Genomic DNA, 22555 nt, shown 5'->3' with positions numbered 1-22555 from the left:
GTCCGGGCGGCTCGCGGGCAGCGTCGCCCCGATCCAGCGTATTATTTAGCGTTTTGCCGCCACGCTAACAGCACTCGAGACAAATCATGCCGCACTACCGTTCCCGCACATCGACCCACGGCCGCAACATGGCCGGCGCCCGCGCCCTGTGGCGCGCCACTGGCATGAAGGACGGTGATTTCGGCAAGCCGATTATCGCGGTGGTGAACTCCTTCACGCAGTTCGTGCCGGGCCACGTGCATCTGCGCGACCTGGGCGCGCTGGTCGCCAAGGAAATCGAAGCCGCCGGCGGCGTCGCCAAGGAATTCAACACGATCGCCGTCGATGACGGCATCGCCATGGGTCACGGCGGCATGCTGTATTCGCTGCCGTCACGCGAACTCATCGCCGACTCGGTCGAATACATGGTCAACGCGCATTGCGCCGATGCCATGGTCTGCATTTCGAACTGCGACAAGATCACCCCGGGAATGCTGATGGCCGCAATGCGCCTGAACATTCCGGTGGTGTTCGTGTCCGGCGGCCCGATGGAAGCCGGCAAGGTCAAGTCGCCCACCGACGGCAAGGTCATCGCCAAGATCGACCTGATCGATGCCATGATCAAGGCCGCCGACCCGAAGGTGTCGGACGCCGAAGTCGCCGAAGTGGAACGCAGCGCGTGCCCCACCTGCGGCTCCTGTTCCGGCATGTTCACCGCCAACTCGATGAACTGCCTGACCGAAGCCATCGGCCTGGCGCTGCCGGGTAACGGCACTATTGTTGCTACCCACGCCTGGCGCAAGGGCTTGTTCGAGCAAGCCGGCCGCTTGGTCGTGGACCTGTGCCGCCGCTACTACGTGGAAGAAGACGAATCGGTTCTGCCGCGCAACATCGCCACCAAGAGCGCGTTCCAGAACGCGATGGCGCTGGACGTGGCCATGGGCGGCTCCACCAATACCGTGCTGCACTTGCTGGCCGCGGCGCAGGAAGCCGGCGTGGACTTCACCATGGCCGACATCGACCGCATTTCGCGCAAGGTGCCCTGCCTGTGCAAGGCGGCGCCCGCCACCGACAAGTACCACATTGAAGATGTGCACCGCGCAGGCGGCATCCTGGGCATCCTGGGCGAACTGGCACGCGCCGATCTGCTGGACCTGTCTTGCGGCAACGTGCACAGCGGCACGCTGGGCAACGCCATCCAGCAGTGGGACGTGGCCGGCGGTGCAAGCGAAGAAGCGCAGAAGTTCTACCGTGCGGCCCCCGGCGGCATCCCCACCACGGTCGCCTTCAGCCAGGACGCCACCTTCCTGACGCTGGACACCGACCGCCAGACGGGCTGCATCCGCAGCAAGGAAAACGCCTATTCCAAGGACGGCGGCCTGGCCGTGTTGTACGGCAACCTGGCCGAGAAGGGCTGCATCGTCAAGACGGCCGGCGTGGACGAATCGCAATGGGTCTTCACGGGCCGCGCCCGCGTGTTCGAAAGCCAGGACGACGCCGTTGAAGGCATCCTGGGCGACAAGATCGTGGCGGGCGACGTGGTCGTGATCCGCTACGAAGGCCCCAAGGGCGGCCCGGGCATGCAGGAAATGCTGTACCCCACGTCCTACCTGAAGTCCAAGGGCCTGGGCAAGACCTGCGCGCTGTTCACCGATGGCCGTTTCTCGGGCGGCTCGTCGGGCCTGGTGATCGGCCACGCCTCGCCGGAAGCGGCCGAGGGCGGCACGATTGGTTTGGTGGAAGAAGGCGACGTCATCGAGATCGACATCCCGAACCGCAAGATGCACCTGGCCGTGTCCGACGAAGAACTGGCCCGCCGCCGCGCCGCGATGGATGCGCGTGCTGATGGCTGGGAACCGGTCGGGCGTGAACGTGTGGTGTCGCAGGCCTTGCAAGCTTATGCGGCGCTGGCCACGTCGGCCGATCGCGGCGCGGTGCGTGACTTGTCGCAACTGAAGCAGAAAGCCAAGCGTTGATCGGGCTTGGTTGATGCAGGAAGCGGCGCCCTTGGGGGCGCCGTTTTTTTTGGGGTGGCGCGGCAGCAGTGCGGATGCGGGGTACTGCTGCGGGGTAGCGCTGCGGGGTACTGCTGCGGGGTACTGCTGCGGGATACTGCTACGGGGTACTGCTGCGGGATACTGCATAAAAGCTGTAAATTCCCCACACAGCAGATCAGCTGTTTTTCAAGCGCAAGGACGCTTCACATGGCTTTGAATTCCGACGCATTGCGCGTGTTCCTGGGGGTGGTGGACGCGGGGTCTCTCAGCGCCGCCGCTGAACTCCTGGGCCAGACCGCATCAGGTGTCAGCCGCGCGCTGTCGCGCCTGGAAGAGGATCTTGGCGTGATGCTGCTGAACCGCACCACAAGGCGCATGGAGCTGACGGAAGAGGGCGCGCGTTTCCTGCCCAAGGCGCGGCAGATTGTTGCGTCGTTGGAAGAGGCCGAAGAGTGCATGCGCATGGTGCATCAGCGGCCGGCGGGGCGCTTGCGGGTGGATGCGTCGGTGCCGGTGATGCTGCATTGCGTGGTGCCGCATGTGGGGGAATTCCGGCGGGAATATCCCGAGATATCGCTGGAGCTGACCAGCAACGACCGCATCGTGGATTTGATGGAGCACCGCACGGATATTGCGATTCGTATGGGTCCGCTGACGGATTCCACGCTGCACGCGCGCGTCTTGCGGCCGTCGCCTCGCTGGATGATGGCCAGCCCTGAATACATCGCGCGGCATGGGGCGCCGGAAACCGTGGAGGATTTGGCCAAGCATGAGGTGCTGGGTTTTACACAGCCTGAAAGCCTGAACCTGTGGCCGCTGAAGCATGCGGGCGGAACCAGCTATCAGGCGACGCCGACCTTGGCGACGTCAAGTGGCGAGACGCAGCGGCAGTTGGCGTTGCGGGGAGTGGGCATCGCTTGCCTGTCTGATTTTGTCGTGCGCGAGGATATTGCAGCGGGACGGTTGGTGAAGGTGATGGAAGGGGTGTACAGCGATCAGTTGCAGCCGATGCACGCGGTGTACCACCGGAATACGCAATTGTCGCGACGGATTGCGTGCTTTTTGGATTTTTTTGCGGGGCGGGTGTGATGGGTTTCGCGCGATGGATGTTTGCTTGCTATTGGCGGTGATGTCGCGCTTCACCCATCCTACGTGGACCGGTCATTTTACGTGGACCGGTCCACGTAGGATGGGTGAAGCGCGCGCTGTACGTCACCGATGAGCTAGTGATGATCGCGCGGAACCCATCAGGCGATCTTACCCATGCAACGCCCGCCCAAAGGCGCTCAACACCGATTCATGCAGTGTTTCCGACAAGGTGGGGTGCGCGAAGACGGTGTGCATCAGATCTTCCTCGGTGGCTTCCAGTGAGGTTGCCACGCCGTAGCCCGTGATCAGCTCTGACGCTTCCGGGTGAATGATGTGGGCGCCCAGCAACTCTCCTGATTTTGCATCGAACACCGTCTTCACCAGGCCCTGGTCTTCGCCCATGGCGATGGCCTTGCCGTTGCCCGCGAAGCTGAATTTGCCGACGCGGATGTCGCCGCCGTGCGCCTTCGCGTGTTCGCGCGCACGGGCTTCCGTCATGCCGATGCTGGCCACTTGCGGATACGAATACGTGCAGGCGGGAATGCGCAGGGGGTCGATGGCGTGGACGGCTTTGCCGGCAATGGCTTCAACGCACAGCACGGCTTCGTGGCTGGCCTTGTGGGCCAGCCAGGGTGCGCCGGCCACGTCGCCGATAGCGTAGATGCCCGGCTCGTCCGTGCGGCATAAACCGTCGGTGACGATGTGGGTTTTTTCGACCTTCACACGCGTTTGCTCCAACCCCAGGTTTTCCACATTCCCCACGATGCCTGCCGCGACGATGACGCGGTCTACCTCCAGGTCTGTCTTCTTGCCTTGCTGTTCCAACGTCACCTTCACGCCCGTGTCGGTCAACGCAGACGTGGTGACGGCGCATTGCGTCATGACGCGGATGCCTTGCTTCTCAAACGCCTTGCGTGCCAACTGCGAGATTTCCGCATCTTCCTGCGGCAGGATTTCGGGTGTCATGTCGATCAGCGTCACGTTGGACCCGATGGCGCGGTAGAAGCTGGCGAACTCCGCGCCGATGGCGCCCGCACCCACCACCAGCAAGGTCTTCGGAATTTCGGTGGGCATCAAGGCCTGGCGATAGGTCCAGATGCGTTCGCCCACCGGCAAGGCGGGCAGTTCGCGGGCGCGCGCGCCCGTCGCCAGAATGATGTGCTTGGCCGTCAGCGTGGTGCAGTTGTCTAGCGCCAGTTTGCTTGTCGGTGTTGTGCCCTTGTCGAGCGCCAGTTTGGTCGACAGCGTCGTGCCATTGTCGAGCGACAGCTTGCCCGCACCCGCCAACTTTGCCGTGGCCGCGAACACCGTCACGCCGTTCTTCTTCATCAGGTGTGCAACGCCCTGGCCCAGTCGGCCCGCCACCTTGCGTGACCGCGCCACCATGGCGCCAAGGTCGGGGCGCGCCTCGCTGGAACCTGCCACGCCGTAGTGCGAGGCTTCCTGGCAGGCGCGCAGTACCGTCGCGCTGTGCAGCAGCGCCTTGGTGGGAATGCAGCCCCAGTTCAGGCAGATGCCGCCCAGCTCGGCGCGTTCCACCAGCGCCACCGACATGCCCAACTGCGCGGCGCGGATGGCGGCCACGTAGCCGCCAGGGCCGCCGCCCACGACGATCAGGTCAAACTCGGTCTTCGTCATTGCGGGCCTCGCAGCAAACAAAACGCATCAGTCTTCGTCATCGCGGGCTGCACAGCAAACCCCGCATCGGTCTTCGTCATCCCGAGCCTCGCAGCAACATCCGCATCAGTCTTGGTCATCGCCTGGCTCACAGCAAAATCCGCACGGGGTTTTCGATCAACGTGCGAAAGGCCGCCAGCCAGCGCGCGCCGACTGCGCCGTCCACCGCGCGGTGGTCGGCTGACAGGGTCACCGTCATGACGGTAGCTGCCACCAATTCACCGTTCTCGCTCACGACAGGTCGGCGTTCGGCAGCGCCCACGGCCAGGATGGCGGCCTGCGGCGGGTTGATGATGGCGGCGAACTGGGTGATGCCGTACATGCCCAGGTTGCTGACGGTCAACGAGCCGCCCGTGAATTCCTCGGGCTTCAAGCGGTTGATCTTGGCGCGGCCGGCCAGCTCGACGATTTCGGCAGCGATGGCGGACAGTGGCTTCACGTCGGCATCGCGCACGATGGGCGTGACCAGGCCGCCGTCGGTGGCCACCGCCACCGAGATGTCGGCGCCCGCGTGGTATTCGATGGCGTCGTCATGCCAACTGACATTCACTTCAGGCACTTCGCGCAGCGCCAGCGCGGCGGCGCGCACGATGAAGTCGTTGACCGACAGCTTCACCGCGCCGCCATGATTGGCTTGCGCTCGCAGCGCCAGCAGTGCGTCCATCTTGCAGTCCACCGACAGGTAGAAATGCGGCACGTTCTGCTTGCTCTCGGTCAGGCGGCGGGCGATGGCGCGGCGCATGCCGGTGTGCGGCACGCGGCGGGCGGCGGGGCGGTTCGACGAGGGCAGGGTGGTGGCGGCCGCTGCGGCGGCGTTGGGCGCACGGTCGCGCGCGGATTCGACATCGCGGCGCACGATGCGGCCATGCGGGCCGGTGCCTGTCACGCCGAGCAAGTTCACATGCCACTGCGCGGCCAGCCGGCGTGCCAAGGGGCTGGCGAACAGGCGTTCACCGGGGACGGGAGCGTTGGAGGCAGGGGCAATGCCAGACGCGGATAGGTCGGGCGCGGCGGGCGATCCTGCGGCAGGCGATCCTGCGGCGGGCGATCCTGCGGCAGGCGATCCTGCGGCAGGCGACGTTGCGGCAGCCGACGCCGCAACTCCGGGTGCCGTGCTGCCCGACGAGCCAACCACCGCCGCCCCGCCATGTTCCGCCAGCAAGCGATCAATGACCGATGCATCATCACCCTCGGCCAGCAACACACCGATCACCGTATTGATCGGCACCGATGCCGCGCCGGCCGGGACCACGATGCGGCCCAGCACGCCCGCGTGTTCGGCGTTGATTTCGACAATGGCCTTTTCGGTTTCGATTTCCGCCAGCGCGTCGCCGACGGCAACCGGGTCGCCTTCTTTCTTGAGCCACTGATGCAGGTTGCCGTCCGACGTATCGGCGGCAATTGAAGGGAGCTTGATTAAGTGAGCCACGATATTCGTCCTAGTGAGCGGCGGCGGCCAGGTCGGGCCGGTAGGCGGCGGGGTCGTCGTATTCGACCAGCTCCAGCACGTTGCCTTCGGGGTCGCGGAAGAACGCCAGCCAGGTGCCGGGCCGCACTTCCATCGGCGCGGGCGCGCTGTCGAACACCACGCCGCGCGCTTGCAGGCCGCGCACCACGCCGGCCAGGTCACGCACGATGAAGGTCAGGTAGGTGGCGCCCTGGCGGTCCAGGATGGCCGCGCCGCGCACGGCGGCCTCAGGCGCCACGCTGGGTTGCAGCAGCTTGATGCGTTCGCCGTAAGGCGTCTGCAAGCGCGCCACGTCGTAGCCGTGCACGGTCAGGCCGGTGGCGCGCGCCTTGTCGGCCGGCACGCTCACGCGATTCACCAGCGTCAGGCCGACGACGTCCGTGTAGAACGCCAGCAGCGCGTCCAGGTCCTGGCAGCAGATGCCGACTTCCATCGGCACGGTCATGTGCAGCGCGCTCATGCCTGTTCTCCCAGATCGGCCAGCACGTCGGCCAGGCCCGCCAGCACTTCCTCGGTGTCGGCGAACGCCGCGCGTTCCAGCACCTTCGAGATGCTGGGCGAGGCTTCGCCGCCGGTGACGCGCTTGATCGGCTGATCCAGCCAATCAAAGTAGCGGCGCTGGATCTCGTCGGACAGCATCGCGCCGTAGGACGTGCCGCGCGCGCCTTGCTCCACGATCAGCACGTTGTTGGTCTTCTGGATGCTGGCGCCGATGGTGTCCCAGTCCAGGCTTGCGCGGTCCAGCGTGCGCAGGTCGATCACCTCGGCGTCCACGCCCGCTTCCTCGGCCGCCTTGAGCGCGCGGCTGACCATCGACAGGTAGGTCAGGATGGTGACCTTGCCGCCCTCGCGGCGCACGCGGGCGCGGCCAAAGGGAATGGCGTAGTCCAGGTCACCGTCGGCCACGTCGCCCGACGAGGCATACAAGTCCACGTGTTCGATCACCAGCACCGGGTCCTTGGAGGCCAGCGCGGTGTTCATCAGGCCCACATAGTCGTAAGGCGTGGACGGTGCCACGATGCGCCATCCCGGCGCGGTGGCGAAGATGCCGGCCGGGTCCATCGAATGCTGCGAGCCGTAGCCCGTGCCCATCGCAACCTTGGTGCGCAGCACGAAAGGCACGTCGATGTCGCCGCCGAACATGTGGCGGGCCTTGCCGATCTGGTTGAAGATCTGGTCGGCCGCCACCCACATGAAGTCGGGATACATGAATTCAACGATGGGCTTGTAGCGCCCGTCCATCGCCAGGCCGCCGCCCAAGCCGGCGAAGGCGTTTTCAGAAATGGGGGTGCCCAGCACGCGGTCCGGGTACTTGTCCTTCAGGCCGCGCGTGGCGCCGTTGGTACCGCCCTTCAAGCGATGCACGTCTTCGCCCAGCACGATGACGCCGGCATCGGTTTCCATGCGGCGGTCCAGCACGTCGGCCACGGCATCGACGAACTTGCGTTCGACCTTGGCGCCCGTGTAGTCGTCGGCGTCCTGGTAGCGCAGGCCGGCCAGCTCGGAAGCATCGCTGCGCAGGCCCACGTCGCGAAAGTCAGGGCGCGGCCAGAGGTCGGCGCGCACGCGGCGCTTGCCGCCGTCAGCCGCTTCGGTCAGGCGGCCGCACACGTCTTTCATGACGTCCTTGCAGCGTTGGCGCAGCGCGTCGACTTCCGCTTGCGTGATCAGTTGGCGGCCAATCATTTCATTGGCGATCTTGTCCAGCGGATCGCGGCGGCGCCATTGCGCTTCTTCGTCCTTCGTGCGGTAGCCAAAGGCGCTGCCGGGAAACGGGCCGTTCTGGTGGAAGAAGCGGTAGACGTCCACTTCCACGATGGTCGGACCATTGCCCGCGCGCATGTGCGCCACGGCTTCGGACATGGCCAGATGCACGGCCAGCGGGTCCATGCCGTCGACTTTCCACGACGGAATGTTGAAGGCCAGGCCGCGCGCGGACAGGCGCGGTTCGGCGGTGGACTCTTCCACCGTGGTGGACACGGCGTAGCGGTTGTTTTCGATGAAGAAGCACAGCGGCGTTTTCCACGCGGCGGTCAGGTTCATCGTTTCCAGCACGGACCCGATGTTCACCGCGCCGTCGCCGAAGTAGGTGACGGCCACGCGGTCGGTGCCCGCGTGCTTGTGCGCCCAACCCGCGCCCGCCGCCAGCGGCACGCCGCCGCCCACGATGGCGTTGGTGCCCAGCGCACCCGCTTCCAGCCAGCGCAAGTGCATGCTGCCCCCACGGCCCCGGCAAAACCCTTGCGCCAGGCCCATGATCTCGGCCAGTGTCTTTTGCAGCACCTCGTCAATGGCGGGGCTGAGCGGGTTGCGCGGGTCCAGGCCCAGCGGGGCGACGTGTTGCAGCGCCTTGGCCAGGAACTGGTGGTGCCCACGATGCGAGCCGTTGATCTGGTCGCCCGCGCCCAGCGCCAGCACGGAACCGACCGCGCCGCCTTCCTGGCCCACGGACGAGTGCGCGGGGCCGTGCACCAGGCCTTCGGCGGCCAGGTCCAGCACGGCCTCTTCGAAGGCGCGTATCCAGTGCAGTTGGGTCAGCATGGTGCCGAGCAGGGCGGGGTCCGCCTGCTGCCAGTCGCCCGCGTCGACCGTCAGTTGCCGCCAGGGCGCCTGGGGCTCAAGCGGTTGGTAGGTGGCCATGAGTGTGTCTCCAGAATGTTTTTTGCGTCAGTACGATTAAAGGTAGCTGTAGCGGCTCCAGCCGCCATCGGCCACCAGGGTGTGTCCGGTGATGTAGGCGGCCTGGCGCGATGCCAGGAATACCGCCAGGTCGGCCATTTCGGCCGGCTGCGCCATGCGCCGCAGGGGCGTGCGCTGCTTGAGACGTTCGGGGTCAAGACGGCCGCGCGCGGCCAGGTCGCGCACCAGGTCGGTTTCCACGTAGCCGGGCGCCAGCGCATTCACGCGCACCCCCATCGGGCCCCATTCCACCGCCAGCGTTTCGGTCAAGAGCACGACGGCGCCCTTGGTGGCGCAGTAGGCGGCGCGGTCGGGCGCGGCCACCACGCCGTACATCGAGGCCAGGTTGATGATGCAGCCCGAGCCGGCCGGCACCATGCGGCGGCCGGCCGCCTGCGCGCAAAGAAACACGCCCGTCAGGTTGATGTCGACGGCGCGGCGCCATTCGTCGACGGTGACTTCCAGCGTGGGTTTGTTGGCGGAAATACCGGCGTTGTTGACCAATACGTCGATGCGGCCCCAGGCTTGTTCGACCTGGGCGAACGCGCGCTCGACCGCGTCGGCGTCAGTCACGGACGCCTGCACGGCCATGGCGTCGCCGCCCGCCGCTGTCAGTTCCGCCACGGCGGCGTCCAGTGCGGCGGCGTCCATGTCCAGCAAGGCCACGCGCGCGCCCTGGCGCAAGAAGGCCTGCGCCGTGGAAAAGCCGATGCCCTTGGCGCCGCCGGTAATGACGACGCTTTGGCCGCGCAGCTCGCTGTGGATGACTTCTGTGGTGTGGTCCAAGGGAGTGTGGTCCAAGATAGGTGCCTGTAGAGGATTTGCGCAATGCTGGCGGTCAGACCGCCAGCCATTCCTGGACGACGTCCTGGCGCTCATGCAACTGCGCGGGCGGTCCTTCGAACACGATGCGGCCGTGGCCCATGACGCTGACGCGCGTCGACACTTTCAGCGCGATCGTCAGCTTCTGTTCCACCAGCACGACCGACACGCCTCGCTGGTGGATATCGCGGATCACGTCGGCGATCACTTCCACGATCTTCGGCGCCAGCCCTTCGGTGGGTTCGTCGATCAGCATCAGCTTGGGGTTGCCCAGCAGCGAACGGCACATGGTCAGCATCTGCTGTTCGCCGCCCGACAGGTTGCCCGCGCGCGTGTTGCTGCGTTCCTTCAGGCGCGGGAAGTAGTCGAACATCTGCGCAGCGGTCCAGTGGGGCGCGTCGTCGCGCTTGGGCTGTTCGCCCATGCGCAGGTTTTCGTCCACGGTCAGGTTGGCGAAGACCTCGCGTTCTTCCGGCACAAAGCCCAGCCCGGCGCGCGCGATTTCAAAGGGGCGCTTGTTGGTGATGTCGCGCCCTTCAATGGCGATGCGGCCGCCGGTCACATCCACCAGGCCCATGATGCTCTTCAGAGTGGTGGAGCGGCCCGCGCCGTTGCGGCCCAGCAGGCTGACGACTTCGCCGCGTCCGATGGACAGGTCGATGCCGTGCAGGATGTGGCTCTTGCCGTAGTGCGCATGCACGCCTTGCAGGCTGAGCAGGGGCGACGGCGGGGTTGGGTGCGGGGTGGGGTGCGCTGTTGGGTAAATACTCATACCGTTTCCTCTCCCAGGTAGGCTTCGCGCACGCGGGCGTCGCCACGGATGTCGGCGGGCGTGCCGGTGGCCAGGATCTCGCCGTACACCAGCACGCTGATGCGATCGGCCAACGAAAACACCACCTGCATGTCGTGTTCAACGATCAACAAGGTGCAGTCGCGCGTCACGTCCTTGATCAGTTCCACCGTGTAATCGACTTCGTGCTGCGACATGCCGGCCATGGGTTCATCCAGCAGGATGACCTTGGGGCGCGAGGCCAGCGTCATGCCGATTTCCAGCGAGCGCTGTTCGGAATAATTCAGGTCGCCCGCGGCGGTGTGTTGCTTGTCCGTCAGGCGCACTTTTTCCAGCAGGCTGTCCACGTCTTCATTCACCGCGCGGTTGCGTGCGATGGGGCGCCAGAAGTTGTAGACCAGCCCGTGCATGCGCTGCACCGCCAGGCGCAGGTTTTCACGGACGGACAGGCGCGGGAACACATTGGTGATCTGGAACGAACGCGCCAGGCCCAGCCGGTTGATGGCTTCGGGCGTCAGGCCGCCGATGGATTGCGAGCGCAGGCTGATGTCGCCCGAGGTGGGTGCGAACGAGCCTGACATCAAATGGAACAGCGTGGACTTGCCCGCGCCGTTGGGGCCGATGACCGCATGGCGTTCTCCGGCTTCGACGGCCAGGTTCACGCCTCGGATTATTTCCGCTTGGCCAAAGGACTTGCGCACATCGGTCAGGGTCAGGATGTCGTGGCTCATTTTGCGGGCTCCAGCACAGGGGCGGCGTCGCCGTCGTTGCGCCACAGGGCCAGCGCCCAGCGGCAGGCCGCAAGCCCCAAGGCGAACAGCACCACGGGGACCAGCCAGGTCGACAAGGCCAGCGGCGCCCAGTCTTGGCCGAACAGCGTAATGGGGGGCCAGCCGGCGTCGGGGTTCATGGCCAGCAGCGAGCGGTAGTCGCGCGCGAACATGCGTTGCAGCAGCTCTACCGAGAACACCGTGGCGGCGGTCAACAGCAGGCCGCCCGCCACCGACACCAGGGCGCGCGGCAACCAGTTGGCCAGGCCGCGTTCACGCAGCGACTTGGCGGCGCGCTGCACCAGGCCCACCAGGCCGTCGGGCACGAACAGCATCACCAGCACAAACAGAACGCCTTGGTACAGCAGCCACGAGCGCGTGATGTCGGCCAGCGTCTGCGACAGGAACGTCAGCACGGCGGCGCCCAGCACGGGGCCCAGGAAGGCGTTCACGCCGCCGATGTAGGCGAACAGCACGGCGTCGGTGGACAGCTTGACCTCGAACAGCACGTAGTTGCCGGCCTCGATATTCAAGCCCTGCAAGCCGCCCGCGATGCCGGCGAACATGGCCGACAAGGCAAACACCATGGTCTTTAGCGTGTGCGGACGGTAGCCCAGGTAGCGCAGGCGGTTGGCGTTTTCACGCAGGCCCAGCGTCAAACGGCCCAGTGGCGTGCGGGTCAGTCCGTAGAGCGCGGCAAGCGAAATCAGCACCCAGGCCAGCACCAGGAAGTACACCTCGATGTCGGAACCGAAGGTGAAGCCCCAGGCCGGCATGCGCATGGCGGACACACCCGCTTCGCCGCCGAACACGCCCTTAAGATGCGGCGCCAGCGCGTGCAGCAGTTCGGCCAGGGCCAACGTGATCATCGAAAAGTACACGCCCGAACGCATGGTGGCGAACCAGCCGGCAACCAGCCCGAACAACAACCCGGCCACGCCGCCCACCAGCGGCATCAAGGGCGTGGGCAGCAGGCCCGCGCCGCCCAGGGCGTTCATGGCGTGGATGGTGGCGAAGGTGCCCACGCCAAAGTAGGCGGCATGGCCAAAGGACAGCATGCCGCCCTGGCCGGCCAGCAGGTTGAAGGCGCAGGCGAAAAGCGCGGCAATCAGCATCTGCACGGCTGCCACCAACTGGCCCGGAGGCAACAGCCAGGGCAAGGCGCACAGCGCGGCCACGCACAGGGCCAGCAGCAAGACGCTGGAGGCAAGACGGGTGTGGCTCATGCTTGCTCTCCTTTCAGTCCCGACGGCTTGACCAGCAGCACCACCAGCATCAGCAGGAAGGGCAGGGTGGCTGCCAGGCTGGATACCTTCACGGTCATCAGGCCGCCCACGCTCTCCGCCCATTCACCCGCGCCGAACAGGCCGAAGAGCGACGCCAGGCTGGCGTCGATACCGACCGAAAACGAACTGATCAGGCCGATCAGCAACGAGGCGATCATGGCGCCTTCCAGCGAGCCCAGCCCGCCCACGACGACCACCACGAACACCAGCACGCCCAGTTCAAGCGCCATGTTGGGGTTGGTGGTGTAGAACGCGCCCGCCACCGCGCCGGCCAAGCCGGCCATGGCCGCGCCCACGCCGAACACGCTCATGAAGACGAGCGGCACGTTGTGGCCCAGCGCCTCGGCCATGCGCGGCCGGTAGATGGCCGAGCGCACGACGATGCCCACGCGGGTGCGCGACAGCAGCAGGTAGATGACGGCAAACATCGCCAGCGACACGCCGCCCATCAAGAGGCGGTAGAAGGGGTAGTCCGCATCGAACACGCGGAAGGCCGCGAAGTTCAGGAATTGGGGAACGCGGTAGTCAACGGGGAAGTCGCCATAGAACAGCTTGATGAGCTCGGCCACGATGAAGGCCAGCCCGAAGGTGACCAGCAGTTCCTGCGCATGGCCGAACTTGTGGACGCGGCGCAGGAAAAAGCGTTCCACGCCCATGCCGAGCACGCCCGCAATGGCGGTGGCCAGCACCAGCGCCGTCCAGAAGCCGGTGATGGGCGAAAGCGTATAGGCGGCGTAGGCGCCGATCATGTAGAACGAGGCGTGCGCGAAGTTCAGAACGCCCATCATCCCGAAAATCAGCGTCAGGCCCGCCGACACCATGAATAGCAGCAGGCCGTAGATCACGCCGTTCAACAGCGAGACGGTAAAGTATTCCATGTCTGATCCATCATTCTTGCGTCAAGACGGCGGGGCATGTTGCGAGCCGGCCCGCGCCGGGGAGCATGTTTTTTTTGGTGGGGCGGGTGATGGGTTGCGCGCGGTTCGAGTCGGGGTTCGCGGGGCGGGGTTGTCGCGCTCCACCCATCCTACGTAGGATGGGTGAAGCGCGCGTAAATCACGCCGCGCAAGCAACTATCGAACGCGCGCAACCCATCAAGCAGCCCTTATTCCGGCCGCTTCATCTTGCACGTCGCCTGCACCGGCGCCGACACGTCCGCCGCCGCCAACACCTTCACCGGCTCAAAGCCCATGTCCGTGCCGTCGGCCTTGTACTTGGCGTTCTTGCTGACCTTGGACACCACCATCGGCAATTGCACCTGGTGGTCTTCGGCGCGCATCGTGTAGGTGCCCAGCGCCGAGGTATAGGTGACTTTCTCCAACGCGTTGGCCAGCGCCGGCACGGACAGCTTGCCGTCTTGGGGCTGCACCTGCTTCAGCGCTTCACCCAGAAAGCGCATGCCGATCACCGTCTGTGGTTCCGTATAGCTGGGGTAGTGGCCGGTCTTGGCCTTGTAGTCTTCGGCGAACTTGGCGCCTTCCTCGCCCGCCGCTTCGATGTTGTACGGGTGGGCGATGTAATGCCCCATCGCCACCTCGCCCGCGTTGGCCAGGTTGCCCACCTGGTCCAGGAACACGGTGGCAAAGCGCACCTTCAGGCCGCCGGCCTGCGTGGCCTTCATCAGCAACAGCAGGTCGTTGGACCAGTTGCCCGTGATGACGGTGTCGGGCGACGCCGAGCGGATGCGTGCGACGTAGGGGGCGAAGTCCTGGATCTTGTTGACTTCGTGCAGCGTCTTGCCCACCACTTCATAGCCGTATTGCTTGGCGAAACGCTCGGTGGCGTCCTCCATGTCCTGGCCCCAGGAATAGTTCTGGTTGATGGCGTACACGCGCTTGCCCAGCGTGCCGTCGGCCGACATGACCGAGGCCAGCGACTTCACTCGCAAGTCGGCATTGGTGGTGAAACGGAAGTGGTAGAAGTGGCACTTCTGACCGGTCAGTTCCAGCGCTTCGCCGCCCACGTTCAGGAAGACGACTTCCTTGCCGGGGTTGCGCAGGTTGTGCTTGCGCACGTCTTCGGTCAGTTGGCCGGAAATGGCTGACGACGAGCCCTGGACCAGCACCTGCACGCCTTCGGCGGCGGCGGCGCGGAAGCGGTCGGAGGCGCCCACGGGGCCGCCCTGGTTGTCGAATTCAACCAGTTCCAGCGGCTGGCCGTTCCAGCCGCCCGCCGCGTTGATGCGGTCCAGTTCATATTTGACCGCGGCGCGGAACATCAGGCCGGTCGAGGCCTGCGGGCCGGACAGCGTTTCGATCAGGCCGATCTTGACGGGTGCGGCGTGCGCCGATGCGGCGATGCCGGCCAGGCACAGCAGGCCGGTGGTGAAAGCCAATTTCATGCGTGTCTCCTCCGTGGGACGGGAGTGGTTTTGTGTGCGAGTTATGTGCGCATTCACGTGCGCATTTACGTGCGTCAAGAATGCGTACGACCGTCAATCAAGCGCGCTTGGTGGCCGCTTTTGTAGGCCGGAGTCGGGCAAATCGGGATGGGGGTATCGCAAGATGGGGGCGAAAACCGTCGTGCTGCCGGTGGTATTCACCCTGTTGTCCCCGTCCTGTTTTGCGGCGCTTCGGCCTTGTTTTTGTCTGACTGGCTTGCCGGAAAACGTGAGTTGCTTTACGCTTTCCAGACAAGTTGTCCGATAACTTACTTAAGTTGTCTGATAAATAATAGGGCAAGCGTTTTTCTCGTGTCAAGCGGCGCATTCAGGAGTTCAATCGCAAATGACACGGCGATCAGAACGACCGCCGAACTCGCACGAAGAAGACCAAAGACAGACGACTGGAGACAGGATGATTTCATTTGAAGGACAGGTGGCCGCGATCACGGGCGCGGGCAATGGCATCGGCTTGGCAACGGCGCGCCTGATGGCGGCCCATGGCGCCCGCCTGGTGCTGACGGACATCGACGGCGCGCGTCTGGACGACATCGCCGCCGAACTCGACCCGACCGGCCAACGCATCTACACGCATGCGCTGGATGTGTCGGTGTCGCATGATTGCGAACGGGTGTTCGAGGCAGCGGCCAAGCATTTCGGTGGGCTGGACCACCTGGTGCATTGCGCCGGCATCTATCCGGAGCAACTGGTCAAGGACACCAGCGACGAGGCTTGGCGCACGCTGATGCGCGTGAACCTGGACGGCACCTTCTATGCGTGCCGCGCGGCCCAGCGCCATCTGCGCCACAACGGGTCTATCGTGTTGCTGACGTCCTTGGCCGCGCAGCGCGGCAGCTACGCACATGCGGCGTATTCGGCGTCCAAGGGCGCGGTGCAAAGCTTCACGCGCAGCCTGGCGCTGGAACTGGCGCCGCAGATCCGGGTGAATGCGGTGGCCCCGGGCATCATCGCCACGTCCATGACGCAAGAGCTGATCGGCCAGAAAGGCGCGCATCTGCTGGAAAGCACGCCGCTGCGCCGCTTTGGCACGGCCGATGAAATCGCGGGGGCGATCGCGTTCCTGTGTTCACCGCTGGCGGGCTTCGTGACGGGGGAAGTCATGCAGGTCAACGGCGGCATCTATATCGCTTAAAGTGCAGGACGCAACCATCACGTTTCCACGACCTTCCATGCCGCCGAATCAAGATCAGGATCCGCCGCGCACCGCGCCCAAGAGCTCACTTTCCGCCGCGTTGGGCGATGCGCTGGCCGAGCAGATACGCCAAGGGGCGCTGGCCCCTGGCGACCGCCTGCCCACCGAAAAGCAGTTGACCGAAACCTATTCGGTCAGCCGCGCGGTGGTGCGCGAGGCGCTGGCGCGCCTGAAATCCGAAGGGCTGATCACGTCGCAGCAGGGCAGCGGCGTGTTCGTGGATCCCAACTTTCAACGCAACGCCTTTCGCATCAACGCGCCCACGCCTGGCGACACGCAGGACCTGGAACACATCCTGGAATTGATGCTGTCCATTGAAGTCACCGCCGCGCGCTATGCCGCGCAGCGCCGCACGGATCAGGACTTGAAGAAGATGCGTCAGGCGCTGGTCGGCATGGAATACGCGCTGATCAACGACAAGCTGGGCGACGAGGAAGACTACCAATTCCATCAGGCCATCGTGCAGGCCACGCACAACCCGCACCTGGTTTCGCTGAACGATTATCTGGAAGCGAACGTGCGCCGCGTCATCCGCAGCGCGCGTCACAACACCGCGCGCCGGTATGCAGAGCGCATGGCGGCGGTGCAAAGCGAGCATCAGGCCATCTTCGTCGCCATTGAAGGGGCGGACCCGGACGCCGCCGGCCGCGCGGCCGAACAGCATCTGCGCAACGCGGCCGACCGCCTGCGGCTGTTCCAGGCAGAACGCCCCGCGCCGGTGTAGCGGGCGGGGCGGGGTGCGAGTTTTCGTGTGAGGCGTTATGCGCGGGTTTGTGTGCGGGTGCGTGTGTTCAAGCGAAAGTCTGTTCCATTTCCCGCCGGAACTGCACCGCCGTTGAGGTCTCGTCGTACTCCACGTCGCGCCAGCGTATGGCCTGCGATTGCCGCACCGGATTCTTGAGCTTGACCCCGTGCGACAGCCCCAAAGGCAGATAGCCTTCTTCCACCGAGTCGGGCGCCGGCATCAAGCGGCCAAACACCGTGTAGCCGCCTTCGCCGTCCAGGATCTGGCCCGCTTGCAGGTCGCGCTTGGCGGTAGCGACCACGTCGCCGTGCCAACCGGCCGGCGCGCCGGTGGGTTCACGCCGCAAGCCCACACTGGCCACGCTGATGCCCAGTTCCAGGCCGATCAGGTGATAGGGCTTGTACATGGCGGTGTAGTTGCCGCTGGGGTCGGTGACCAGGCCGTATTCCTGGAAGCAGCGGCGCACGTAGTCGCTGTCGGCGGCCAGCGTCACGTAGACGCCCCAGCGCAGGTCGCGAAACACGGGGCGGCCGTCGCGCTCCAGCGATGAAATCACTTCCACCTGGCCGCGATGGTGCAGAATGCCGCCGTCTTCGCGAGGCCGCAGCACGCGGGCCAGGTCGTCCACGCCGCACGGCGGAAAATGCAGGCCCGACGGCGAGGGCAAGAGGCCGGTGGCGTTCGATACCGCCGCCATTTCGATGGCGCTTTTGGTGCCGTCCAGAAAGCTGTTGAACATCTGCGCGTTGAAGTCGCCCGCGGCCACCATTTCGGCGGTGAAGCCGTAGTACGGCCAGACGGTGTCGGGCGTGGACGTGTGGAATTCCGGCAGGTACTTGGTGCCCTTGCCGGCCGCCATGACCTCGAAACCGCTGGCGCGCGCCCAGTCGACCATTTCGCAGATCAGGGCGGGCTGGTCGCCATAGGCCAGTGAATACACGATGCCCGCTTCGCGCGCGCGGCGCGCCAGCAGCGGCCCGGCCAGGGCGTCGGCTTCTACGTTGACCATGATGATGTGCTTGCCGTATTCGCAGCAGGCCAGCACGTGGGTGATGCCGGCGGCGGCTTGGCCGGTGGCGTCGATGACGATGTCGACATCGGGGCTGGCAATGATGGCAAGCGGATCGTCGCTGAAGAAAACCTTGCCGTTCTTCAGCGCGTCAGTGGTGCTGGCGGCATTGAGCGCGCTGGCCGGCCAGCCCACCCGGGTTAGGGCGGCGCGGGCGCGATCGGGCGCCAGATCCGCCACCGCCACCAGCCGCATCCCCGGCGTGCGGGGGGCCTGGCTCATGAACATGGCGCCGAACTTTCCGGCGCCCAGCAATGCAACACGCAAGGGCTTGTGGTCGGCTTCTCGCTGCTTGAGCAGGCGGTGCAGATTCATGGTGCGGACTCCTCCGGGGTGGGGGTACAGCCAGCACAGAATAGTCCTAAATCATGACGGCTGAATAGCGTCCAGCAGGCCTCATGCGTCCGCGGTATAGAGCTCGCCCGCCAGCACATTGCGCCAGTTGGCCCAGGTGATGCGGGGGCGGTCAGTCACCTGCCGGTTGTAGGGCGCGTCAAACAGAATGTGCTTCCAGCGCGGCTTCACGGCGCCTTCAATTTTGGGCTTGTCGTCGATCAGCAGGTTGCCATGCACCAGCGTCTTGTCCTTGGTCAGGATCAGCCGGTTGGTGGCGTCGCGGCCCAGGTTCTTTTCCACCCACAGGTACTTTTCCGCCACGCAGTTTTCAAACTGCGAGAGCGGCGACGAGCAGATGCGCACGTCCATGCCCAATGCCAGCAACTCGCGCACGGCGTCCAGGGCGCCGGGCACCGGGGGCAGCTCGCGGATGAAGCCCGGCGCGGTGTAGATGGCCTCGGCCATCTTGCGTAGTTCGGGGGCGTAGTCCTCGCGGATATGGAAAGACTTGCGGTCTTCGAATTCCACGGGCGGGATGTCGGGATGGCGCAGACGCCAGGCGTCGAGGAAAGCGTGTTCGAAATCGGCCAGCACGCCGTCTTGGTCCAGCAGGATGATCATGGCAATCCCAGGAGTTGCAACCGCCTGATTGTGCCAGAGCGGCTACGGTGAAAGCGGACGCGATTGCGCCACGATCCGGTAGCGGCTGCCGCCCGTCTGCGATTCGGACGCCACCAGCACCAGGCGGTCATAGCGCCAGATCAACGGGTCGGGCGGGGGCGGCGGCGGGTCGTCGCGCTCGATGTTGCGCAGCAAGGTGACGTGCGGGCGAAAGGGCTGCGGCGGCGCGGCCAGGCCATGGCCGGCCAACCATTGCCACAGGCCGTCGTGGATGGCTTGCAGCGGGGCCGGCGCGTTGTGCGGTTCGGCCTCTCGCGGCCCGGCCTCACGCGGCCCGGCCTCACGCGGCCCGGCCCACAGAATGCGTTGGCGCTTGAACACCCCGTAGCCGTCCAGCGCCAGTTCCCCCGGAGGCACGCTGCGCTCAGGCGTGGCGGCGGCCAGCGCATCCGCCAACTGCGCTTCTACCGGCCCCAGGAAAGCCAGCGTCAAATGCAGGGTCTCGGTGCGCATCACGCGGCCGCCGCAATGCGGGCGGGCGGCTTGCGCCCATTCGGCCAAGGACGCGGCCAAGGGCGGTGATGGCCACAACGCGAAAAAAAGACGGATGGCGGACATGCGCCGATTGTAGGCGCGGGACCCTTGCCAGGCGTCGCTTACGTTGCCGAAGCGCCGTTCAAGTCCCTGTGGTTTCCGATTTGCGCAGGCGCGACAGCGCGGTGTCGAAGCGTTCGACGCCCGGACGCGCGGGGCGGGCCGGGGTGTCGAAGCGTTCCACGCCAGGGCGCGCGGGCTTGTCGAAACGTTCCACGCCCGGCCGAGCCGGTTTGTCGAAACGCTCGACGCCAGGTTGGGTGAAGCGTTCCACACGCGGCGGGCTTTGCGTTTTTGCCTGCACGCTTTGGGCCGCGGCCTGTTCGCGCTTGGCGATGATTTCTTCGGCGCGCTGGTGGTGCGGCGCCATCCTGCGCACCATCACCCGGCCGTCACGCGGGAAATAATTGATGCGACGCGCGTGCACGTCGCCCAGGTCCTGCGCCTTGACCGGAATGCCTTCGAGCTTCAGGTAGTTCAGGACAAAAATGCCGTTGCGTTCGCCGATGTTCATCTGCTGCATGGCGCTAAGCACCGCGCCGCCGCCGAACACCTTGGCCTCCAGCCGGTCGCGCGAGGCACCGGCCTTGAGCAATTCGTTGATCAGCACTTCCATGGCGAACGCACCGTAGCGCATCGTCGCCGACGCAGGCGACTGCATGTCGCCTTCTGGCAACATGAAATGGTTCATGCCCCCCACGCCGGTCACCGGATCGTGAATGCAGGCGGCGACACACGACCCAAGCACGGTCGAGATCATCAGGTCTTCGTTGGTGACGTAGTACTCGTTGGGGAGCACTTTCACCGCTTGGCATTGGAACGCGCTGTCGAAGTAGTGGCGCGTTGCGCGGGCTTCAAGTCGGGAGACCATGGGACTTATCAGGCAAGAACGGCGATTGGGACATGAAGGACTAAGCCCTGCGGGACGGTATGTTTCAAAAAGTGTAGAAAAATTTCGCTTTATTCTTGCATATCCCGAAAGACAACGGGAGAAATGCTTGTAACGGCGGCGAGTGATGCGGCCCCGTTTTCATTCAATTGCAAAGCCAACCCAGCGCCAGAGACAAAGGCAAAACGCCGTCACATACAGCGTTAAACGCAGCACCAAACGCAGCACCAAACGCAGCACCAAACGCAGCACCAAACGCAACACCAAACGCAACACCAGCGCTGGCCACCGGCAACTGGCAACCATCGTACACAGGCGCGCGCGGAGTCTTTCCCCGGATCACGGGGAGGTTCGGGCTTTATACGTGGCTTTAATGCGCAACCAAGGCGCTCGGTTTCAGGCGCCCGGTGTACGCAAGCGCCCTAGAAGCGGGTGCTGCGCGTGACGGACCAGCGGGCTGACAGCGCGCCCAACGCGGCGGATGCCACCACGGCCGTGACAAGGACAGACGCGCCGGGCAAGTGCAGGGCGAATTCCGCGCCGTAGCTGCGGGCCAGCCCCAGCAGGGCCTCGTTCAAGGGTGACAGCGCGATGGCCGACACCCCGATCGCCAGCAGCGAGGCCACCGCGCCCGACAACGCGCCCAAGTACAGGAAGGGACGGCGCACGAAGGATTCCGTGGCGCCCACCAGACGGGCGACGCCTATCTCTTCGCGTTGCGACAACGCTTGCATGCGCACGGTGTTGAACACCGTGGCCAGCACCACGACGGCCACGCAGGCGGCCAAAAAGCCCAGGCCGATGCGGGCAAACCGCAGGATGGCTTCAAGCCGTTGTACCCAGGCGCTGTCCAACTGCACCAGGTCGACATGGTTCCATTGCTTCCAATCGCCCGCCAGCTTGTCGGCACGGCCGGCCAGGTTGTCGCCATCGGCCAGCGTCACGACCACGGCATCGGGCAGCGGATTGCCGGGCAGCACGGCCAGCGCCTGTTGCCAGGCGGGGTTGGCGCGCAGGTCGGCCAGCGCCGCGTCGCGATCAACCACGCGCACGGCGCGCACGTCGTTCTGGTAGTCGTCCTTGATGCGCTTGGCCACGTCCGCGGCGGCGCCCGCCGGGGCATCCACCCGCAGGAACACGGTGACTTCCGGCGTGACGGACATTTGGCGTGCCACGGGCTGCACGGACACCAGGATGGCGCTGCCCAGCAAGGGTAGGGCCAGCGCCAGGGCCATGACCAGCAGATTGGCCAAGGATGAGAACGGTTGCTTGGCCAGCCGGCGCACGGTGACCATCAACGCATAGCGGTGTTGCCGCAGCCAGGCGTTCATGACGAGGCTCCCGGATTACCCATGCCGGGCTCGGTGCGGCCGCTTGCGCGCGCCGAGCCCGAAGCTGACTGCCCCGCGGCGGGTGGCGGGGAGGGTGGCGTGGCGGGGCCGTGCGAGTCGGCGAACTTGCCCGGGTCGATGCGCAGGGTGCGAGAGGCGTAGCGCGCCATCAGCCCCTGGTCGTGCGAGGCGATCAGCGTCGTCACGCCAACGCGGTTGAAATCGCGGAACACGTTCATGATGCGCTGCGCGTTGTCGTCGTCAAGGTTGGCGGTGGGTTCGTCGGCAATCAGGATGGCGGGCCGGTTCACGATGGCGCGCGCGATGGCCAGGCGTTGTTGTTCGCCGCCGGACAATTCAATGGGATTCAGGTCTTCCTTGCCCGACAGGCCCACCTTGTCCAAGGCGGCGCGGGCGCGCGACGCGGCGGAATCCCAGGCGTGGCCCTGGACCGCCAGCGGCAGCATGACGTTTTCGAACGCGCTTCGATCGAACAGTAGGTGGGTGTCTTGCAAAATGACGCCCACGGCGCGCCGCAGGTAGGGGCGCGCTCGCGCGGGCAGCTTGTCCAGGCGTTGTCCGTTGACCTGGATGGACCCGCGGCTGGCGGGCTCCAGCCCGCCAATCAGCTTGAGCAGCGTGGATTTACCGGCGCCAGACGGCCCGGATACGAAAACGAATTCTCCCGCGCTTACGCGGAAGTTGATGTCGGCCAGGATATTTCGGCCGCGACCATATGATTTGAATACGTGCTGGAATTCGATCATGGCGGCTGTCGGATGAAGCCGCCATAGTAACTCGGGGACAGGAGCCAGGCATC

Annotated in this window: 20 protein-coding genes; 4 read left to right on the top strand and 16 right to left on the bottom strand. The window is 65.5% G+C overall.

Translation table 11 applies throughout. The annotated features are described in order from the left end of the window. The first annotated feature begins 86 nt into the window (after positions 1–86). Both ilvD and P8T11_RS17050 read left to right on the top strand, forming a co-directional pair. Entirely contained in the window at positions 87–1955 is a 1869-nt protein-coding gene (ilvD, locus tag P8T11_RS17055) for a dihydroxy-acid dehydratase (RefSeq protein ID WP_268080857.1), read from the top strand. Positions 1956–2183: 228 nt separating this feature from the next. After that, positions 2184–3065 carry a LysR family transcriptional regulator gene (locus tag P8T11_RS17050; RefSeq protein ID WP_268080858.1) on the top strand — a complete coding sequence of 294 codons (882 nt, stop codon included), beginning with the start codon at positions 2184–2186 and terminating at the stop codon, positions 3063–3065. Between the two features lie 168 nt (positions 3066–3233). Here P8T11_RS17050 and lpdA read toward each other — a convergent pair whose 3' ends face one another. The 10 genes from lpdA to P8T11_RS17000 form a co-directional block, all read right to left on the bottom strand. After that, on the bottom strand, positions 3234–4703 hold the full coding sequence (gene lpdA, locus P8T11_RS17045) for a dihydrolipoyl dehydrogenase (RefSeq protein ID WP_268080859.1): 1470 nt from the start codon (positions 4701–4703) through the stop codon (positions 3234–3236). Positions 4704–4830: 127 nt separating this feature from the next. Then, positions 4831–6171: a pyruvate dehydrogenase complex dihydrolipoamide acetyltransferase gene (locus P8T11_RS17040; RefSeq protein ID WP_268080860.1), complete on the bottom strand. Its 1341-nt coding sequence runs from the start codon at positions 6169–6171 to the stop codon at positions 4831–4833. A 10-nt stretch (positions 6172–6181) separates the two neighbouring features. Beyond that, positions 6182–6670 carry a VOC family protein gene (locus tag P8T11_RS17035; protein WP_268080861.1) on the bottom strand — a complete coding sequence of 163 codons (489 nt, stop codon included), beginning with the start codon at positions 6668–6670 and terminating at the stop codon, positions 6182–6184. Continuing rightward, positions 6667–8850, bottom strand: a complete 2184-nt coding sequence (locus tag P8T11_RS17030) for an alpha-ketoacid dehydrogenase subunit alpha/beta (protein ID WP_268080862.1) — start codon at positions 8848–8850, stop codon at positions 6667–6669. The genes P8T11_RS17035 and P8T11_RS17030 overlap by 4 nt, the downstream gene beginning before the upstream one ends. Before the next feature lie 36 nt (positions 8851–8886). After that, the gene (locus tag P8T11_RS17025) at positions 8887–9675 is read right to left on the bottom strand and encodes an SDR family NAD(P)-dependent oxidoreductase (protein WP_268080863.1); all 789 of its coding nucleotides are present in this window, start codon (positions 9673–9675) and stop codon (positions 8887–8889) included. A gap of 52 nt (positions 9676–9727) precedes the next feature. Beyond that, positions 9728–10483 carry an ABC transporter ATP-binding protein gene (locus tag P8T11_RS17020; protein ID WP_268080864.1) on the bottom strand — a complete coding sequence of 252 codons (756 nt, stop codon included), beginning with the start codon at positions 10481–10483 and terminating at the stop codon, positions 9728–9730. Next, positions 10480–11232 carry an ABC transporter ATP-binding protein gene (locus tag P8T11_RS17015; protein ID WP_268080865.1) on the bottom strand — a complete coding sequence of 251 codons (753 nt, stop codon included), beginning with the start codon at positions 11230–11232 and terminating at the stop codon, positions 10480–10482. The genes P8T11_RS17020 and P8T11_RS17015 overlap by 4 nt, the downstream gene beginning before the upstream one ends. After that, on the bottom strand, positions 11229–12497 hold the full coding sequence (locus P8T11_RS17010; RefSeq protein WP_268080866.1) for a branched-chain amino acid ABC transporter permease: 1269 nt from the start codon (positions 12495–12497) through the stop codon (positions 11229–11231). The genes P8T11_RS17015 and P8T11_RS17010 overlap by 4 nt, the downstream gene beginning before the upstream one ends. After that, entirely contained in the window at positions 12494–13435 is a 942-nt protein-coding gene (locus P8T11_RS17005) for a branched-chain amino acid ABC transporter permease (protein WP_268080867.1), read from the bottom strand. The genes P8T11_RS17010 and P8T11_RS17005 overlap by 4 nt, the downstream gene beginning before the upstream one ends. A 227-nt stretch (positions 13436–13662) precedes the next feature. After that, positions 13663–14898 (bottom strand): branched-chain amino acid ABC transporter substrate-binding protein, encoded by a 1236-nt coding sequence (locus P8T11_RS17000; protein ID WP_268080868.1) that lies wholly within the window; start codon positions 14896–14898, stop codon positions 13663–13665. 454 nt (positions 14899–15352) lie between these two features. Here P8T11_RS17000 and P8T11_RS16995 point away from each other — a divergent pair, with 454 nt between their 5' ends. After that, positions 15353–16090 (top strand): SDR family NAD(P)-dependent oxidoreductase, encoded by a 738-nt coding sequence (locus tag P8T11_RS16995; RefSeq protein WP_268080869.1) that lies wholly within the window; start codon positions 15353–15355, stop codon positions 16088–16090. Between the two features lie 37 nt (positions 16091–16127). Further along, the gene (locus P8T11_RS16990; RefSeq protein ID WP_259250751.1) at positions 16128–16874 is read left to right on the top strand and encodes a FadR/GntR family transcriptional regulator; all 747 of its coding nucleotides are present in this window, start codon (positions 16128–16130) and stop codon (positions 16872–16874) included. Positions 16875–16941: 67 nt separating this feature from the next. On the opposite strand, the gene P8T11_RS16985 is transcribed toward P8T11_RS16990, so the two are convergent. The 6 genes from P8T11_RS16985 to P8T11_RS16960 all read right to left on the bottom strand — a co-directional run bounded on the left by P8T11_RS16985 (position 16942) and on the right by P8T11_RS16960 (position 22502). Then, positions 16942–18279: an NAD(P)H-dependent oxidoreductase gene (locus P8T11_RS16985; protein WP_268080870.1), complete on the bottom strand. Its 1338-nt coding sequence runs from the start codon at positions 18277–18279 to the stop codon at positions 16942–16944. 81 nt (positions 18280–18360) lie between these two features. After that, positions 18361–18921, bottom strand: coding sequence for a 5'-3'-deoxyribonucleotidase (locus P8T11_RS16980; RefSeq protein ID WP_268080871.1), 561 nt, complete (start codon positions 18919–18921; stop codon positions 18361–18363). 42 nt (positions 18922–18963) lie between these two features. Beyond that, a complete protein-coding gene (gene thpR, locus P8T11_RS16975; RefSeq protein ID WP_268080872.1) occupies positions 18964–19539 on the bottom strand; it encodes an RNA 2',3'-cyclic phosphodiesterase in 576 nt (191 codons plus the stop codon). 58 nt (positions 19540–19597) lie between these two features. Beyond that, complete coding sequence (gene cheD / locus P8T11_RS16970) at positions 19598–20386, bottom strand: chemoreceptor glutamine deamidase CheD (protein ID WP_268080873.1); 789 nt, start codon at positions 20384–20386, stop codon at positions 19598–19600. 440 nt (positions 20387–20826) lie between these two features. Further along, entirely contained in the window at positions 20827–21735 is a 909-nt protein-coding gene (locus P8T11_RS16965) for a cell division protein FtsX (RefSeq protein ID WP_268080874.1), read from the bottom strand. Continuing rightward, on the bottom strand, positions 21732–22502 hold the full coding sequence (locus P8T11_RS16960) for a cell division ATP-binding protein FtsE (RefSeq protein ID WP_268080875.1): 771 nt from the start codon (positions 22500–22502) through the stop codon (positions 21732–21734). Before P8T11_RS16960 ends, P8T11_RS16965 begins: the two co-directional genes overlap by 4 nt. Positions 22503–22555: the final 53 nt, after the last annotated feature.

Source organism: Achromobacter spanius (assembly GCF_029637605.1).
GTDB lineage: Bacteria > Pseudomonadota > Gammaproteobacteria > Burkholderiales > Burkholderiaceae_B > Achromobacter > Achromobacter spanius_E.
This window is presented reverse-complemented; position numbering and strand designations above follow the sequence as displayed.

What these genes read in the sequence shown, in the direction of transcription:
- P8T11_RS17015 (WP_268080865.1), bottom strand. Translation starts at nt 11,232, where the DNA reads ATGAGCCACGACATCCTGACCCTGACCGATGTGCGCAAGTCCTTTGGC.
- P8T11_RS16985 (WP_268080870.1), bottom strand. Translation starts at nt 18,279, where the DNA reads ATGAATCTGCACCGCCTGCTCAAGCAGCGAGAAGCCGACCACAAGCCC.
- P8T11_RS16990 (WP_259250751.1), top strand. Translation starts at nt 16,128, where the DNA reads ATGCCGCCGAATCAAGATCAGGATCCGCCGCGCACCGCGCCCAAGAGC.
- ilvD (WP_268080857.1), top strand. Translation starts at nt 87, where the DNA reads ATGCCGCACTACCGTTCCCGCACATCGACCCACGGCCGCAACATGGCC.
- P8T11_RS17050 (WP_268080858.1), top strand. Translation starts at nt 2,184, where the DNA reads ATGGCTTTGAATTCCGACGCATTGCGCGTGTTCCTGGGGGTGGTGGAC.
- P8T11_RS16965 (WP_268080874.1), bottom strand. Translation starts at nt 21,735, where the DNA reads ATGAACGCCTGGCTGCGGCAACACCGCTATGCGTTGATGGTCACCGTG.
- P8T11_RS17035 (WP_268080861.1), bottom strand. Translation starts at nt 6,670, where the DNA reads ATGAGCGCGCTGCACATGACCGTGCCGATGGAAGTCGGCATCTGCTGC.
- P8T11_RS16995 (WP_268080869.1), top strand. Translation starts at nt 15,353, where the DNA reads ATGATTTCATTTGAAGGACAGGTGGCCGCGATCACGGGCGCGGGCAAT.
- P8T11_RS17020 (WP_268080864.1), bottom strand. Translation starts at nt 10,483, where the DNA reads ATGAGTATTTACCCAACAGCGCACCCCACCCCGCACCCAACCCCGCCG.
- P8T11_RS17030 (WP_268080862.1), bottom strand. Translation starts at nt 8,850, where the DNA reads ATGGCCACCTACCAACCGCTTGAGCCCCAGGCGCCCTGGCGGCAACTG.
- cheD (WP_268080873.1), bottom strand. Translation starts at nt 20,386, where the DNA reads ATGGTCTCCCGACTTGAAGCCCGCGCAACGCGCCACTACTTCGACAGC.
- P8T11_RS17005 (WP_268080867.1), bottom strand. Translation starts at nt 13,435, where the DNA reads ATGGAATACTTTACCGTCTCGCTGTTGAACGGCGTGATCTACGGCCTG.
- P8T11_RS17010 (WP_268080866.1), bottom strand. Translation starts at nt 12,497, where the DNA reads ATGAGCCACACCCGTCTTGCCTCCAGCGTCTTGCTGCTGGCCCTGTGC.
- thpR (WP_268080872.1), bottom strand. Translation starts at nt 19,539, where the DNA reads ATGTCCGCCATCCGTCTTTTTTTCGCGTTGTGGCCATCACCGCCCTTG.
- P8T11_RS16960 (WP_268080875.1), bottom strand. Translation starts at nt 22,502, where the DNA reads ATGATCGAATTCCAGCACGTATTCAAATCATATGGTCGCGGCCGAAAT.
- P8T11_RS17000 (WP_268080868.1), bottom strand. Translation starts at nt 14,898, where the DNA reads ATGAAATTGGCTTTCACCACCGGCCTGCTGTGCCTGGCCGGCATCGCC.
- lpdA (WP_268080859.1), bottom strand. Translation starts at nt 4,703, where the DNA reads ATGACGAAGACCGAGTTTGACCTGATCGTCGTGGGCGGCGGCCCTGGC.
- P8T11_RS16980 (WP_268080871.1), bottom strand. Translation starts at nt 18,921, where the DNA reads ATGATCATCCTGCTGGACCAAGACGGCGTGCTGGCCGATTTCGAACAC.